14 protein-coding genes and 1 riboswitch are annotated in these 15,613 nt (G+C 64.8%); of the genes, 8 read left to right on the top strand and 6 right to left on the bottom strand.

All coding sequences use genetic code 11. From position 1 onward, the window contains the following. Positions 1-161: 161 nt before the first annotated feature. Both AC3A4M_RS19615 and AC3A4M_RS19610 read right to left on the bottom strand, forming a co-directional pair. Positions 162-806 carry a M23 family metallopeptidase gene (locus AC3A4M_RS19615; protein ID WP_498737889.1) on the bottom strand — a complete coding sequence of 215 codons (645 nt, stop codon included), beginning with the start codon at positions 804-806 and terminating at the stop codon, positions 162-164. Between the two features lie 157 nt (positions 807-963). Next, positions 964-1,176: riboswitch (cyclic di-AMP (ydaO/yuaA leader) on the bottom strand. Between the two features lie 89 nt (positions 1,177-1,265). Next, positions 1,266-1,982: an iron-dependent transcriptional repressor DtxR gene (locus AC3A4M_RS19610; protein ID WP_498733800.1), complete on the bottom strand. Its 717-nt coding sequence runs from the start codon at positions 1,980-1,982 to the stop codon at positions 1,266-1,268. A gap of 282 nt (positions 1,983-2,264) precedes the next feature. On the opposite strand from AC3A4M_RS19610, the gene serC reads away from it, so the two are divergent. Then, a complete protein-coding gene (gene serC, locus AC3A4M_RS19605; RefSeq protein ID WP_498737887.1) occupies positions 2,265-3,398 on the top strand; it encodes a phosphoserine transaminase in 1,134 nt (377 codons plus the stop codon). 89 nt (positions 3,399-3,487) lie between these two features. Here serC and AC3A4M_RS19600 read toward each other — a convergent pair whose 3' ends face one another. The 3 genes from AC3A4M_RS19600 to AC3A4M_RS19590 are packed head-to-tail and all read right to left on the bottom strand — an operon-like array spanning position 3,488 to position 6,034. Continuing rightward, positions 3,488-4,747 (bottom strand): MFS transporter, encoded by a 1,260-nt coding sequence (locus AC3A4M_RS19600; RefSeq protein WP_498737885.1) that lies wholly within the window; start codon positions 4,745-4,747, stop codon positions 3,488-3,490. 49 nt (positions 4,748-4,796) lie between these two features. Continuing rightward, on the bottom strand, positions 4,797-5,600 hold the full coding sequence (locus AC3A4M_RS19595) for a DUF3027 domain-containing protein (RefSeq protein ID WP_498737884.1): 804 nt from the start codon (positions 5,598-5,600) through the stop codon (positions 4,797-4,799). A gap of 50 nt (positions 5,601-5,650) precedes the next feature. Then, entirely contained in the window at positions 5,651-6,034 is a 384-nt protein-coding gene (locus AC3A4M_RS19590; RefSeq protein ID WP_074699739.1) for a cold-shock protein, read from the bottom strand. A gap of 199 nt (positions 6,035-6,233) precedes the next feature. Between AC3A4M_RS19590 and AC3A4M_RS19585 the strand changes: the two genes are divergently transcribed. From AC3A4M_RS19585 to AC3A4M_RS19555, 7 genes are all read left to right on the top strand, one after another. Continuing rightward, entirely contained in the window at positions 6,234-6,488 is a 255-nt protein-coding gene (locus tag AC3A4M_RS19585; protein WP_498733809.1) for a hypothetical protein, read from the top strand. A gap of 72 nt (positions 6,489-6,560) precedes the next feature. Then, positions 6,561-9,218, top strand: coding sequence for a helicase-associated domain-containing protein (locus AC3A4M_RS19580; RefSeq protein ID WP_498737882.1), 2,658 nt, complete (start codon positions 6,561-6,563; stop codon positions 9,216-9,218). Beyond that, complete coding sequence (locus AC3A4M_RS19575) at positions 9,211-10,860, top strand: DNA repair helicase XPB (protein WP_498737881.1); 1,650 nt, start codon at positions 9,211-9,213, stop codon at positions 10,858-10,860. Before AC3A4M_RS19580 ends, AC3A4M_RS19575 begins: the two co-directional genes overlap by 8 nt. Before the next feature lie 63 nt (positions 10,861-10,923). Continuing rightward, the gene (locus tag AC3A4M_RS19570; RefSeq protein ID WP_498733815.1) at positions 10,924-11,757 is read left to right on the top strand and encodes a class I SAM-dependent methyltransferase; all 834 of its coding nucleotides are present in this window, start codon (positions 10,924-10,926) and stop codon (positions 11,755-11,757) included. A 140-nt stretch (positions 11,758-11,897) separates the two neighbouring features. Further along, the gene (locus tag AC3A4M_RS19565; RefSeq protein ID WP_074699744.1) at positions 11,898-12,608 is read left to right on the top strand and encodes a response regulator transcription factor; all 711 of its coding nucleotides are present in this window, start codon (positions 11,898-11,900) and stop codon (positions 12,606-12,608) included. A gap of 473 nt (positions 12,609-13,081) precedes the next feature. Continuing rightward, positions 13,082-14,080 (top strand): sensor histidine kinase, encoded by a 999-nt coding sequence (locus tag AC3A4M_RS19560; RefSeq protein WP_498737879.1) that lies wholly within the window; start codon positions 13,082-13,084, stop codon positions 14,078-14,080. A 184-nt stretch (positions 14,081-14,264) separates the two neighbouring features. Beyond that, a complete protein-coding gene (locus AC3A4M_RS19555) occupies positions 14,265-14,555 on the top strand; it encodes a WXG100 family type VII secretion target (RefSeq protein WP_074699746.1) in 291 nt (96 codons plus the stop codon). A gap of 56 nt (positions 14,556-14,611) precedes the next feature. Here the strand turns inward: AC3A4M_RS19555 and AC3A4M_RS19550 are convergent, their stop codons facing one another. Beyond that, positions 14,612-15,574, bottom strand: a complete 963-nt coding sequence (locus AC3A4M_RS19550) for an RNase H family protein (RefSeq protein ID WP_498737878.1) — start codon at positions 15,572-15,574, stop codon at positions 14,612-14,614. Positions 15,575-15,613 lie beyond the last annotated feature (39 nt).

The raw sequence follows: 15,613 nt of genomic DNA, 5'->3' as shown, positions 1-15,613 counted from the left end.
CCCCTGCCATGCGAAATCGTTGCGAACGGACCCCGGGAAGTGGCAGAGCTAGGCAATCCACCCGGAGGTGCCAAACCTCTAACCGGTCTTCGGCACGGGTTCGACACTATAACGTTTCATCGTCTAAGTCACATTCCGGTCACGGAATGGTGTGTCTTTGGTTACAGCCAGCCCTTAGGGTCAACCATGTCGCCATTGACAACTACCTCAAAGTGGAGATGGCAGCCGGTGGAATTACCGGTCGTACCGCTTTGGGCCAACAACTCCCCACGGCTGACGGTGTCGCCAACCTTGGCGCTAATGCTTGTCAGGTGGTTGTACGTGGTCTCAAGACCGTTACCGTGGTCCACCACTACGCGGTTGCCGTAGCCGCCAAACCAGCCGGCTTCCTTGACCGTGCCGCCAGCGGCAGAGTAGACCGGCGAGCCGCAGGCTGCGCCGTAGTCCTGGCCGGTGTGCATTTCACCGGCATATCCGGTCACGGGATTGACCCGCATGCCGAACGGCGAGGTCATCTTCATGCTGTCCATCTCCATTGGCTGGGACAGCGTACCTTCACTGCTGACGGCCGTGGCATCACTGCCGGATGCCACCATGACCTGTTCGAGCTTGGCGTCCGGGTCAAAATTGCTCGTCAGGCCGGCGCGCTGGAAGTGCAGATCAACTTCCGCTGCCGCCGTTACGGGTGCGGCGGCGACGGCTGTGACCTCGGCTGCTGCCGCATCAACGGTGGGTTCGCCGGACGCAGAGGCACCTGCGGTTGTGGGCAGCAGGACAGTAAGCGCCATGCCGGATGCGGTCGCCACGATAGCGGCCTTGTGGCCAGCGCCTCGGACTACTGCGGTTACGGGCGACGGAGCAGCTTCGGCACGTCGACGGCCGGTGCTTCCTGAACGCGGACGCGACCTACCTGCCGGGGCGGCCGAACGACGCCGTCCCGTGGCTCTTTGTTCTGACAAAAGTCTTCCCTCTCCTATAAGCCTGCGAAGTTAGCTGTCGGATTCGAGTAAGAGATAACTCGGCCACAAGACGTGCGGTATCAGTGCGGAAAGCAGCTGGTACCGAAATCAAGCGTGGCTTCACCCCTAGGCAGCTGGGTAGGCTGCCGATGGTGGGTCCTCCGCCCCTGTCAATGCGGGTCGCTGATCCGCTGACAGGGTTCGGCTACGGATCAGGTGACGCCAATGCATCGGCGTCAAGCAACAACTATAAAGGGAAACCCTTCAGAGTAATAATTCCTTTATCCATACCTGTGGACAACAGGGTTAAGCGTTTCCGGCTGGGACGGGATCGAACGCCACAAAGATGTGGGCAGCCACCTCGGGCGGCAGTTCGAGTGCGCCCTCGATGCCTGGGACACGAACTGAAATGTATTCGCCAACGGTTTCCAGTTGCAGCTTGGCCCCGGGTTTCAGGCCACCTTCATCAAGTTGGAGGAGCAATTCCGGCTCCACCTGGATCGGCTCGGCCAGCCGGATAATCGTCACGGTGTCCGACGGTTGGTACTTCCGCATGGCCTCTGTGAGGTTAACAACACCGTTGATGAATTGCTCAGCAGGCTTTCCACCCAGGGCCTCGAGCCCCGGAATGGGATTGCCGTATGGCGACTCAGTAGGTTTGCCGAGCAGCTCATAGAGGCGCTGCTCCACGCGCTCGCTCATCACATGCTCCCACCGGCATGCTTCGTCGTGGACATAAGCCCAGTCCAGACCGATGACATCCGCAAGGAGCCGCTCGGCCAGCCGGTGCTTGCGCATCACCTCGGTGGCGCGGCGCCGGCCGTTCTCCGTAAGCTCCAGATGCCGGTCTCCGGAAACAACCACTAGGCCGTCACGCTCCATCCGCCCCACGGTCTGGGAAACGGTAGGTCCGGAATGGCGCAGGCGCTCCGCAATGCGGGCCCGCAGGGCAACGATGTTCTCTTCTTCCAGCTCGAGAATGGTCCGAAGGTACATCTCGGTTGTGTCGATGAGATCAGTCACTGGAATTCTTGCTCCTCAGCGCAGGTGGCGGGATAGATCCGAAAGCCGACGCACCGGCGTCGTGGTCCCCCAACTAAGGTTATCTTGTTTGCCCCAAGTGCCGATAATTCCGGTGTTGCACCAGACGCACGACAGATTACGCCACGCGCCAGCATCACAGGTCCAGCATACGAAATATGCGAGTCTCAAGTATCGGACGGCAGGACCTCTGCGACAGAATGTGAGGAGGTTCGAAGGCGAACTGTCTAGAGATCAGCGTAAGCCCGCCAGGAAGAAGCCCTTATGAGCGACAACCAGTCAATAAGCATTCCCGCAGACCTGCTGCCCCAGGACGGTCGTTTCGGTGCCGGACCGTCCAAGATCCGCTCCGAACAGATCGACGCTGTTGTGGCGGCCGGCCGGGATCTGCTCGGCACCTCCCACCGCCAGTCACCGGTCAAGAACCTTGTGGGCAGCGTGCGCGAGGGCCTGCAGACGTTCTTCCAGGCTCCCGAGGGCTACGAAGTTATCCTCGGCGTCGGCGGGGCCACTGCTTTCTGGGACGTCGCAACTTTCGGCCTGGTCGAGAACAAGGCACAGCACCTCTCCTTCGGTGAATTCAGCTCGAAGTTTGCCGCGGCCACGAACAACGCCCCCTTCCTGGCGGAATCCTCCATCATCAAGGCCGAGACCGGTTCCCTGCCCACCCCGAAGGCCGAAGCCGGCGTAGACGTCTATGCCTGGGCGCAGAACGAAACCTCCACCGGTGTTGCCGCTCCTGTCAAGCGCGTGGACGGCGCAGACGAAGGGTCGCTGGTGCTCGTCGACGCCACCTCTGCCGCGGGCGGGCTGCACGTGGACGTCTCCGAGAGCGACGTTTACTACTTCTCGCCGCAGAAAAACTTCGCGTCCGACGGCGGTATCTGGCTGGGCATGTTCTCCCCTGCAGCGCTGGAACGGGCCGAAAAGATCGGCGGCACCGACCGCTGGATCCCAGACTTCCTCAACCTGCAGACGGCGATCGACAACTCGCTGAAGAACCAGACCTACAACACGCCGGCGCTGACCACTCTGGTGACCCTGAACAACCAGATCGAGTGGCTCAACAGCAACGGCGGCCTGGAGTTCGCCGCGAAGCGCACGGCCGATTCCGCCGGCCGCGTCTACAGCTGGGCGGAAGCGTCCGACGTGGCAACTCCGTACGTGGTCAATCCCGAGCACCGTTCGAACGTCATTGCCACGGTGGACTTCGACGACTCGGTCGACGCCGCCGCCGTCGCCAAGGTCCTGCGTGCCAACGGCGTGGTGGATGTTGAGCCGTACCGCAAGCTCGGCCGCAACCAGCTGCGCATTGCCACCTTTGTCGCGATCGAGCCGGAGGACGTCAGTGCCCTGCTCAACTGCGTGGACTACGTGATTGAGCAGTTGAACGGCTGATTCCTGCCAACTGCAGCACGAGGCACCCTGGTTTTCCCAGGGTGCCTTGTTGTTTGTGTTGCGCGGGCGCCGGCAAGGGTTCGGGCAGCCTACGGCCGTTGCTGCAGGTAGGTAATGCGCAGCTTCCGTTTGGCAGTACCGTCGAACTGGAAACGCATTTGTTTGGCGCGCCATGCCCAGATGAAGCCGACCAGTGCCGCGGCCAGTCCGGCAAGCGCACCCACGCCCAGACCCCACCGGGGTCCGAAAACGTCGGTGACGGCGCCGACGATGGGAGCACCGATCGGGGTTCCGCCCATGAAGATCGCCATATACAGCGCCATCACGCGTCCACGCATCACCTGATCCGTGTTGGTCTGCACGTAGGCGTTCGCGCCGGTCATGATGGTCAGCGCGGACACTCCGATGGGCACGAGGGCCAGGCCGAACAACCAGGCGTTGGGTGCCAGAGCGGCCGCCGTACAGGCGACCGCGAAGGCTGCCGCGGCCCCGAAAATGAATCGCAGCCGGGGCCGGTCGCGGCGGGCAGCAAGCAGTGACCCCATGACCGAGCCGATGGCCATGACAGACGACAGCAGGCCGAAGTCGCCGGCGTGCCCGCCGAATTCGGTCCGGGCCATGGCGGCAATATAGATGGCGAAGTTCAGTCCGAAGGTTCCGATGATGAAGATCGCCGTCATGACGATCATCAGGTCCGGCCGGTGGCGCACATAGCGGAACCCTTCGCGGATCCTGCCCTTGCCCTTGGCAGCCTTGGGCAGCGAACGCAGCTCACTGCCTCGGATCACCAGCAGTGCGGCAATCATCGCCCCGAACGTGCCCGCGTTGATGAGGAAAACCCAACCAGGCCCGACGGCGACCGTGAGCACGCCGGACACGGCCGGTCCCACCATGCGGGCCAGGTTGAAGGAAGTGCTGTTCAGCGCGACGGCGTTGGGCAGGAAGTCATCGCGGACGAGCTCCGAGACAAAGGTCTGCCGGGCCGGGGCATCCACGGAGGACACCATGCCCAAGGCCAGGGCGAAGGCGTAGACGTGCCAGAGCTCCACAACGCCCGTGATCACCATGATGCCCAGCCCAAGGCCCAGCAATGCCATGGAGATCTGGGTGATCATGAGCAGGTGGCGCCGGTTGAAACTGTCCGCGATCAATCCGGACCATGGCGCCATGAGCAGCTGCGGGCCAAGCTGAAGCGCCATGACGATGCCCATGGCAGCGGCGTCCTGCTTGGTCAGGATGTCGTAGACCAGCCAGTCCTGGGCGGTCCGCTGCATCCAGGTGCCAATGTTGGAGACGATCGCCCCGACAAACCAGATGCGGTAGTTGAAGAACTGCAGCGAACGGAACATCTATACAGGCGCTCCTTTCTGCCGCAGGATTCACATGGCCGCGGATGGTTTAGGCGGTTGCCTCCGGGTGTGGGGTGGTCTCAGGTGCCTCGAAGCCGGAGTCGATTGTCTCCGGGGCGGACTCAACTGCCTCCGCGTTAGCCTCAGCTGTCTTTACATCCGAGGCGAGTTCGTCCGTAACGAGTTCGTCGGCCGAGTGCTCTGACGACGAGGGCTCAAGCACTGCGTCCGCTGAGCCCGCGTTCTCCGACGTTGCGGAGCCTGTGTTCTCCGACGTTGCGGAGTCCGAAGTTGAGGGATCCGGGTCAGCCGATGCTTGGCCAGCGGATTCATCCACTGCTGGAGCGGCAGCTTCGTCGACTGGTCGAGCTTCAGCGGCGTCATCGACGTCGTTCGCTGCTTCGTCCGGAGCCTGGCCGGCGCCGTCGTTGTTTTCGCCGTCGTTGTTTTCGTCTGCGATGCTCTCGGCTTCCGCTGCGGCCTCTTCGGGACGGACCCGTTCGGCCCACGGAACCCAGTCCGGCGCCAGCAACGACTTTTCCGAGGGCAGCAGACCGATTTCACAGACCGTGATCTCTTTACTCCGCGGGGCACGCGCGAGGGAGGCGAACCACTGCCAGCCGATGTAGCCGGGCAGTTTGGATTCGAACCGGTGGACCACCAGGCGTTCGGCTTCCGCAACCACGCCCACATGGTCGCCGACCTGTTCTGCCGGGGCCATCTCGAGCACGCCCTGACGGGCACGGTCCACGGCAGCGGCCAGCAGTGCATCCAGTTTTGCGGGCCGCTTGGCAGCGGGCCGCCGTCGTACCGGAGCAGGGCTTTCCGCGGCGGTGTCTACTGTTGGTTCCACTGCAGATTCCGTTTCTGTCTCAGCGCTGCTCATGTATAGACTCCGCCGGCTCAGACGTCCAGCTGATCCGCGACGTGGCGCAGCACGGCAGCGACCTTGGCCGAGTGTGCCTTGTCGGGATAGCGGCCCTTGCGGAGCCCGTTGGAGATGTCGTCGAGCAGCTTGATGAGGTCCTCGGTGATGACGGCCATGTCTTCCGCCGGCTTTCGGACAGCCTTCGCGACCGATGGTTTGGCATCGATGATGCGGGCCGAAAGGGCCTGCGCTCCCCGACGTCCCTCGGCTACGCCGAACTCCATGCGGGTGCCGGCCTTGACCTCGGTGACGCCGGCCGGAAGCGCGGAGGCATGCAGGAACACTTCCTGGCCCTCATCCGTGGCCAGGAATCCAAAACCTTTTTCCGTGTCAAACCATTTGACCTTGCCGATGGGCACTTCAGTTACCTCGTTCTACGATTCCGTTGCAGGGTAATCGCCCGCTGCTGCGCTTTTCATGTCCCGTGCAGGTTCCGGTGCCAGCGATCTGTGCTGGCGGTACGGTAACCATAGACGGGGAAGTCTCTATCTAGATTAGCTTGTTCCGACAGCCGTCCCGGACTTTGCCGGCAACATGTCCGCTGTTAGCGTTATCTGCATGTCCGCCCCTGTTCCGTCGTCCAGTTCCGCGGCCCGCCCGGAGACGGGCAGGCTCCTGATCACCCTGGTGACGATTGCCGCCGTCGTATCCCTCGCGGGGCTTGCCAGCCTGACCGTGATCCTAGTCAGCGCCCTCTTCGGGAACGAAGCCTGGCCCGGGTTCCTGGCCATCGCCTGGACCGGTTTCCCCGTGGCGTTCCTCTTGATGGGCTTCCTGATCCTGCGCAGCATCAGGCGCCGGCGCAGCTTCTGATCTTGCTTGGGTCCTGATCCCCGCGCCATCCAGCCAGTTTCAGGGCTTGCCGGCCGGGGTAACGTTAATCTGATGTCCTCCATCCGTGCGTTGGCCGATGATTTGGCTGCCCGCAGCGACAATCAGCTGCGGGCGCTGCTGAGCGCCCGCCCGGATTTGTGCCTGCCGCCGGTGCCGGATTTTTCCGCCCTCGCTGCCAGGGCGTGCACCAGAATCAGCCTGCAGCGGGCGCTGGAGAAACTCTCCCGACCGGAGCTGGACCTGCTCGAAACGATAGTCCTGTGCACCGACGTCGACGCCGGCACGGGCATCGACGCGGACGCACTCACACCGCTGCTCGTCCCTGAGCCGGACACCACCGTGCAGCAGCCGGGCAACACCGGCATGCAGCAGCTGGACGGCTACCTCGCCAAGCTGCACTCGCTGGGCCTGCTGGTACCGGTTCCGGCCGGATTGGACCAGCCGGATGGATTCCTCCCGGTGGCCAGCCTGGCTGACGTGCTGGGTCCTTACCCTGCCGGTTTGGGCCGCACCTATGCGAAGCTCGCTGCCGCCAGCCCCGAGGCGGGCGAACGGATGGTCGCCGTCGTCGCTGCCCTCAGGGGTGCCGGCTACCCGCTGCCCGACGGTGCCGACGGTGCTGACAGTGATACAGAGTTATCTCCGGCGGACAAGGCTTCCGCGGCTGCCCGGGCCCTCGAGTTGTGGCTCTGCGCTCCCGGCACCTGGGAGGCGCTGCTGGCTGAGGCGCCGCCGAAGACCGGCGAGCTGCTGGAGCGGTTCCGCCGCTCGCCGGTGGGCACGGTCCCCCAGGCGCTCCGGAATCTTCCAGTGCACGACGCCGGGGCCTCGCCGGTGGAGTGGTTGCTCGCCCGCGGTCTGCTGGTGCCGGTGGATGCAAGCCACGTTGAACTGCCGCGCGCCGCCGGGATCGCGGCCCGCGGCGGCGCCCTGATTAACCCCTGGCAAACCGCGGCCCCCGGGCCCGGGACGGAGGAAGCCGCGAGGTCCGGCACCGGGGCGGCGCGGACGGTCCGGGCCAGTCTGCGCGACAATGCCGCCTATTCCGCCGTCGCCGAGACCTTGCGGCTGGTCTCCGAGCTCCTGGTGCTCGCGGACACGACGCCGGTGGCAACCCTGCGCGCCGGCGGTGTCGGCGTGCGGGAAATCAAGCGGCTGGCGGACGAGCTCCGCATCGGCACAGCCGAGGTGTCCTGGCTGCTCGAGCTGACTGCCGCGGCCGGGCTGCTCACCTTGGACGTGGATACCAGTAAGTGGAGGACCAACGACGCCGGCACTTACGCCGCGTCCGACCGTCACCATCAGTGGCTGCTGCTGGCCACGGCGTGGCTAGCGCTCGACCGCGCGCCCGCGCTGGTGGGGTCCCCGGCCCAGCCGGGCTCCCGGCCAGACGCCCGCCCAGGATCCCGGCCAGGCGTGAGGCCGGACTCCCGGCCGGACGCGGCGAAGCCCGGCATTAACGCCCTCGCCGCGGAAGCGTCGCGTCCCGACGCACCCGCCGTCCGCCGTCGTTTGCTTGCCGCCCTCGCCGAACTCTCCGTCCCAATCGGCGACGGCGCCTCGGTGGCGGCACCGGCGGAGTCCCTGCTCACCGATTACCTCTGCTGGCACCAGCCGCGGCTGCGTCGCCGGTTCGAGCGTTTGGTCCCGGGCATGCTGGTTGAGTCCGCGCGGCTGGGCCTGCTCGGCTCCGGTGCGCTGACCGAACTAGGTGCCGCGCTGGCCGCCGGCGAGCCGGAGGAGGCCGCGGAGCTGCTGGACCGGCAGCTGCCGGAACCGCTGAGCCATTTCCTGCTGCAGGCGGACCTGACCGCAGTGGCCCCGGGCTACCTCGAGCCGGCGGTGAACCGTGAACTGGCGCTGCTTTCCACCGCCGAGGGGCAGGGTCCGGCCGCCATCTACCGGTTCTCCGCGGATTCCGTCCGCCGCGCCTTGGATGCGGGGCAGGACGCCGAGGGCATCCTCGCCTTCCTGACCCGCCACTCGGCCACCGAGGTGCCGCAGCCCCTGCGCTACCTTGTTGAGGACACCGCCGCCAGGCACGGTGCCGTCCGGGTGGGCAGCATGTCCTCCTATTTGCGCAGCGAGGACCACGAACTCCTGGACGCGCTGCTGGCGGATCCGCGGGCCGCGCTGCTGGGGCTGCGGAGGCTGGCGCCTACCGTGCTGGCGTCGAAGTCGAGCGCCCGCGAACTGCTGCACACCCTGCGCGAGCTCGGCTATTCCCCCGCACCGGATCAGGACGACGACGGCGTTGCCCTCACCGCGGCGGGCGGCGCCGGCGGCGCGGCGGGAAGTGCCCCTGCACAAGGTGGGATCACCCGCGTAGCTGGCAGCGCGCCGTCGTCTTTCCCGGTCCGGACCAATCCCTGGCTGCTCACGGACGAAGACCTGCAGGCCCAGCTGGACCGGTTGCGCGGAGCGGGCACGCCGGCCAAGTCCGCCGCAGGCGCGGAGGCGGAACCGCTGCTGGCCCTGGAGACCCTGCGCAAGGCGATCCGGCTCAAGCGGCCGGTGCGGATCGGAATTGTGGAACCCAACGGGGCCCACCGGCACGAGGTCCTGCAGCCGCTATCCGTAGGTGGCGGGCGGTTGCGCGTCTTCGACGCGGGTCGCGACAGCGAGCGCGTGGTCTCGATCCACCGTGTGATGGACATCGAGCTGGTCGACGAGACCGGCGACAAGAAGAGGAGCACCACCGATGGCTGACGGGCCGCTGATCGTCCAGAGCGACAAGACCATCCTGCTGGAGGTGGACCACGAGCAGGCCACCGAGGCGCGCCACGCCATCGCGGCCTTCGCCGAGCTCGAGCGCGCGCCGGAGCACATGCACAGCTACCGGATCACGCCGTTGGGGCTGTGGAATGCGCGCGCTGCCGGCCTGGATGCCGAACAGGTGCTGGACACGTTGCTGCTGTATTCGCGCTTCCCCGTGCCGCACGCACTGCTGATCGACATCGAAGAGACGATGTCCCGGTACGGCCGGCTGCGGCTGGAAAAGGACCCGCAGCACGGGCTGGTGCTGCGCACCGACGACTACCCGGTGCTTGAGGAGGTCATGCACGCCAAGAAGATCCAGCCGCTGCTCGGCCCGCGGATCGACGGCGAGACCACCGTGGTGCATTCCTCGCAGCGTGGCCAGCTCAAGCAGTTGCTGCTCAAGCTCGGCTGGCCCGCCGAGGACCTGGCCGGCTACGTGGACGGCACGCCGCATCCGATCGCGCTGGAGGAGAACGGTTGGAAGCTCCGCCCCTACCAGCAGGTGGCCACGGAGAACTTCTGGGCGGGAGGTTCCGGCGTCGTCGTTCTTCCCTGCGGTGCGGGCAAAACGCTGGTGGGCGCCGCGGCGATGGCCACGAGCCAGACCACCACGCTGATCCTGGTGACCAACACGGTCTCCGCGCGGCAGTGGAAGGACGAGCTGCTCAAGCGCACCACGCTCACCGAGGACGAGATCGGCGAGTACTCGGGCTCGCTCAAGGAGGTACGGCCGGTAACCATCGCGACGTACCAGGTGCTCACGCTGCGCCGCGGCGGGCTCTATCCCCACTTGGAGCTGGTGGACAACAATGACTGGGGCCTGATCATCTACGACGAGGTGCACCTGCTGCCGGCGCCGATCTTTAGGATGACCGCGGATCTGCAGGCCCGGCGGCGGCTCGGCCTGACGGCGACGCTGGTGCGCGAGGACGGCCGAGAGGGCGAGGTCTTCTCGCTGATCGGGCCCAAGCGCTACGACGCCCCGTGGAAGGACATCGAGGCGCAGGGCTATATTGCGCCGGCGGACTGCGTGGAGGTCCGGGTGGATCTGCCGCGCGACGAGCGCGTGGCGTACGCAATGGCCGACGACGCCGATAAGTACCGTCTCTGCGCCACCTCCGATACCAAGAACGGTGTGGTGGAACAGCTGGTGGCCCACCATAAGGGCGAGCAACTGCTGGTGATCGGGCAGTACATCGACCAGCTGGACGAGCTCGCCGAACGGCTGGACGCGCCGCTGATCAAAGGCGAGACCTCGGTGAAGGAACGCCAGCGGCTCTTCGACGAATTCCGCTCCGGCTCCCTGCACACCCTGGTGGTTTCCAAGGTCGCGAACTTCTCGATTGATCTGCCCGAGGCCGCGGTGGCGATCCAGGTTTCCGGTTCGTTCGGCTCGCGGCAGGAGGAAGCCCAGCGGCTGGGACGGCTGCTGCGGCCCAAGTCGGACGGCCGGGCCGCGCGGTTCTACACCGTGGTGGCGAGGGAGACGCTGGACCAGGAATTTGCCGCCAAACGCCAGCGGTTCCTCGCCGAACAGGGCTATGCCTACACCATTCTCGATGCCAAAGACGTGGGAAAGACGGGGAGCTGAGCCGGTCCGGAGACGCCGGCGCGGCGTAGAATTTCAGCCATCAAAACCAGTGGGGAGGCCGCCGTGGACGCTGAACAAGTTGTCGCCGAGCATTACGCGAAGCCGGATCTGGAGGATGCCATCCTCGCCGGGGTGGCCGCTGTCGGCCTCGATCCGGACCATTTCGAGCCGGATGATCTGGCCGCGGTGGACCAATTCCACATCGGCGGTGCTGAAGCGGCCGAGGACGTGGCCCGCGGCGCCGGCATCGGCAGCGGCATGCGGGTGCTGGACATTGGCTCCGGTATCGGTGGACCGGCACGCTTGTTCGCGCACCGGTTCGGCGCCACGGTACACGGCGTGGATCTCACCCCGTCCTTCGTGACCACGGCCCAATCCCTGACCCGGCGCTGCGGCCTGACCGGCCAGGTCAGCTTCTCCAAGGCCAGCGGCCTGGACCTTCCCTTCAGCGACGGCGAATTCGACGCGGCAACCATGATGCACGTCGGAATGAACGTCGAACACAAGGACGCCTTGTTCCGCGAAGTCCACCGCGTGCTCAGGCACGGCGGGGTCTTCGCGGTCTACGACATCATGCTCACCGGGGAGGGCGAACCGCAGTTCCCCCTGCCGTGGGCGGCGAGCGCCGAAACGTCCTTCCTCCGTTCGCCCCAGGACTATATCCGGGAACTGGAGGAAGCGGGTTTCACCGTGACGGGCGAACGCAACCGGCACGGTTTCGCGTTGGAATTCCTGACCCGTGCGCAGGCCCGGCTGGCCGATAACGATCCTCGGCTGGCCGGCATGCAGGTGGTGCTAGGACCGGAAGGACCCGTCCGGATGGGACATTTGACGCAGGCGATCCGAACGGGAACGCTCGCTCCGGTAGAGATTTTCAGCCGCCGCGATGGGGCTTGAGGACCAGATGTCGAAAGCTAGGTCCGCACAATAGGAGGCCCCGCCGTCGTTATTCCATACGGCTGGGTAACGGCTGGCACCGGGGCAGCACCCAAGATATGTACAGACAACTCCCAGAATCTGTGAGCATACTGACAAGCGTGAAGAAAAACGAACCTGAAGCAAAACTCCTCGTAGTTGACGACGAACCGAACATTCGGGAACTGCTTTCAACCTCCCTGCGCTTTGCCGGGTTCGAAGTTGTTGCCGCCGCAAACGGCCGTGATGCCCTCGCCGCTGCAGAGGAACACAACCCTGACCTCGCGGTGCTGGATGTCATGCTGCCGGATATGGACGGATTCACCGTGACGCGCCGGTTGCGCGCGGCGGGACGGCACTTCCCGGTCGTCTTCCTCACCGCCCGCGACGACACCGATGACAAAGTCACCGGCCTGACCGTCGGCGGCGACGACTATGTCACAAAACCCTTTAGCCTGGACGAGGTGGTGGCCCGGATCCGTGCCGTGCTGCGCCGGACCCAGCCGCTGCTCGAAGACGACGCCGTCATCCAGGTTGACGACCTGGAACTCGACGACGACGCGCACGAGGTCCGCCGGGGCGGGCTGGTCATCGACCTCTCCCCCACCGAATTCAAGCTGCTGCGCTACCTGATGCTGAACCCGAACAGGGTGCTGTCCAAGGCGCAGATCCTGGATCATGTCTGGGAGTATGACTTCAACGGCGATGCGTCCATCGTGGAGTCCTACATCTCCTACCTGCGCCGGAAGATCGACGCCAATCCCGAGGCTCCGGCACTCATTCAGACCAAGCGTGGTGTGGGGTACCTGCTGCGCACGGCGGAAAAGCGCTGACCGTGATCCAACGGTGGAAGTCGGCCTCGCTTCGCACACAGTTGGTTGCAATCATCTGTGTGCTGATGGCCGCTACCATCGCTCTGACATCGGCGCTGATGGTCCAATTCCTGAGGAACGATCTGATCAATCAGATGGACACGGACATCCGCAACAATGCCGAAAACATCAGCAGGCAGATCATTCGTGATGCCAACTCGGGGACTTTCCGATACTCCGCTGTCCTGATGAGCCCTGACGGTGACCACATTCAGAAGCTCTTCCCGATCAGGAACCAAGAGACGAACAGCAGCTCTACAGTCGACCTGCCCGTTATCCCTAGAATGCCGATTGACGAAGTCGCACGAACGGAAGGTTTGCCGTTTGATGTGCCCGGTACTAGTGACGACAGTGACGGTTGGAGAGTAAGGGTCTTTCACATAGCTGACGGTTCAATCGCGGTTGCGCTTCCGTATAAAGAAGTGAATGAGACCGTGGAACGACTCACTGCCAGCGCGCTTCTGCTCGGCCTCTTTGCCACGGCGGCGGCTTCGACTATCGCGTGGTTGGCAATCACGCGAGCGTTTAAACCCCTGAGCACAGTCGAAAAAACTGCAGCAGCCATCGCCGCTGGCGACTTGACCCGCCGTGTCGAAGTGAGCAATCCGAACACGGAGATCGGCAAGCTTTCCAGTTCGCTCAACGCGATGCTCGCCCACATTGAAACGGCCTTCGCCGGCCGCGCGGCTTCCGAAAGGCGGATGCGCCAGTTCGTCGCGGACGCTTCCCACGAGCTGCGCACTCCGCTGGTGACCATCCGTGGTTTCTCCGAGCTCTACCGCCATGGGGCCTTGCAGACCCAGGACGATGTCGGGGCGGCCATGGGCCGGATCGAGAGCGAGGCCACCCGAATGGGCCAGCTCGTGGAAGACCTGCTTACTCTGGCCCGTGTGGATGAACAGCGTCCGCTGGAGGCGAAGCCGCTGGACCTGCTGCTGCTCGGCAACGATGCCGCCATGGACGCCCGCGCCAGCGCCCCGGACCGGGACATCAAGGTCATCGGGCTCGACGGGGCGGGGGCCCAGTCTGCGCCCATTGTCGGGGACGAAGGCAGACTGCGTCAGGTCGTGGCTAACCTGATGACCAATGCACTCCGCTACACGCCTGAGGGTTCGCCGATCGAAATCGCGGTCGGCGTTGAACCGGTCATCGACGACAAAAAGGACTCCGTGATCGAGGTCCGCGACCACGGTCCCGGCATATCGGAGGAAGAAGCGGCCCGGGTCTTCGAGCGATTTTACCGCGCGGATTCCTCACGCTACCGCGAGACCGGCGGTACCGGACTTGGCCTGGCCATCGTCGCGGCACTGGTCGCCCAGCATGACGGCACTGTGCGACTGCTCGACACGGAAGGCGGCGGGGCGACCATGTCCATTCGGATTCCCTATGAGCCAGCGCCCGACGACGACCGCAGCGTCTTCGAATACAACTGATCCACACGGGCAGTGGACGGTGCCCCTGGGCCTGCGGAAGCCGAAATAGCCGCGGGACTATGGTCCTCCACTTTCGTGCTTCACCTCCGCGTTATCCACAATCGCACGCTGGGCCCTCGCCTGCACTCCTTACGCTCCCTAGCCTCGAAGTATCCGTTGGATCAACTACTTCGAAGGGAACATCATGGCTGTATTCCATGTGGACAGTGAGGCCTTGAACGCCAAGAGCATGGCGGTCCAGGGCACCATCGGCCGGCTGCAGGCCGAGGTAAACACCATGCAGTCCGGGCTGCGGGAATTGGAATCGTTGTGGACGGGCTCCGCTTCCGCGAACTTCCAGCAGTTGATTACTGACTGGCGTGCAACGCAGCTGAAGGTTGAAGAGTCCCTGGCCAGCATCAATACGGCACTGGCCCAGGCATCGCAGCAGTATGCTCAGGCCGAAGAAGCCAACGCACGCATGTTCATGGCGTGACCAAGAACGCAGTCGGGCCGGAATCCCCCATCTGGACCCCGCGCCGCCACTGCCGGTTAGCTCTGTTCCGGCGTTCCCTGATGGAACCGCAGCCGCCACTGTTCCCCCTCGCGGAGCCACAGTGAGCTGCGCAGAGCCGAGCCGGTTCGCGAGCTGCTGCGGTAAGTCAGCAGGACGCTGTCTTCGCCAAGCCGTTCAGCGGCGAAGACCTCCACAGTTGATTCCGTCTCCGGATCGCCTTGGAGTGCACTGATCGTGTCGTCCCTGGTCCACATCCGGCCCGACTGCCCAATCTCGGTGAAGTCCGGGTGCAGGAGCACGGCAAGCCGTCCGAAGTCGGCTCGTGTGCCGGGGCTGAGGAGTTCCTGTTCCAGCCTGACGACCAGTTCCTCGACAGGCTCCTGTGCGCCCGCTGCGGAGAAGTCCTCCAGCTCGGAGAACAGATCGGGCTCCGGGCTCTCAGTGCTCTCGGCCCGCTGAGGCAGACGGGGCTCGGGAACACGGACGGCCGATTGGGCGACGGCGGGAGTATCCATGGCGGCTGAGGCCGCCCGGCCTTGGAACCCCGGCCCGTGAGGAATGACCGATCCGTTTTGGAAAGCCAAGGCTACTGCCCGGGCGCGGACATCGGCGGCCTCGTTCAGGTCATGCCCGGCGTGGCCCTTCACCCATTCGAATTTGTAACTGCGGCCCTTGATGACCTGGTCGATCTGCTTGAGGAGGTCCACGTTGAGTACGGCTTTGCCGTCGGCCTTGCGCCAGCCCTTGCGTTTCCAGCCCGGCATCCATTTGGTAATGCAGTTGATGACGTACTGGCTGTCGCAGAGGATGTGCAGGGGCTCTTCCGGCAGGTGTTCGGTGGCACGGAACAAATCGAGCACCGCCATGAGCTCGCCCTGGTTGTTGGTTCCGTGCGGCCAGCCTCCAGCTGCCCAGGAATTTTCGTCAATGTACCAGGCCCAGCCAGCAGGGCCCGGGTTGCCGAGGGCAGAACCGTCGGCGGCAGCAGTAATCGTCATAGTCTCCATCTTTTCAGATCGGCAAGGTCCTATCGGACA

The sequence above is a fragment of the Arthrobacter sp. Soil_C_60 genome, from assembly GCF_057656375.1.
This window is presented reverse-complemented; position numbering and strand designations above follow the sequence as displayed.